At 30.4% G+C, this 270-nt stretch carries 1 protein-coding gene; it reads left to right on the forward strand.

Features of this window, described 5'->3' with window-relative positions; translation table 11 throughout:
• Nucleotides 1–194, forward strand: a 194-nt coding sequence (locus SB775_RS29825) for a LexA family protein (RefSeq protein ID WP_410864854.1), incomplete at its 5' end; no start/stop codon positions are given.
• Nucleotides 195–270: the final 76 nt, after the last annotated feature.

The following is a 270-nucleotide window of genomic DNA, read 5'->3' on the forward strand; positions in this document are numbered from 1 at the left end:
GCCAACAACAGTCTGCATACAACGGTGAAATTGTAGTTGCTTTAACAGAAGATAACGAAGCAACTGTTAAACGTTTCTATAAAGAAAAAGATCATTTCCGTCTACAACCGGAAAACTCTTCACTAGAACCTATTATTTTAAAACGAGTGTCAGTTATTGGAAAAGTAATTGGCGTATATCGTGATTTACATTAAAAATAATAAAAAGAAGATAATTCCCTTATTTATATAGGGAATTATCTTCTTTTTATATTTTGATAGATTTCCGTTC

This window comes from Peribacillus sp. SIMBA_075, from assembly GCF_046534585.1.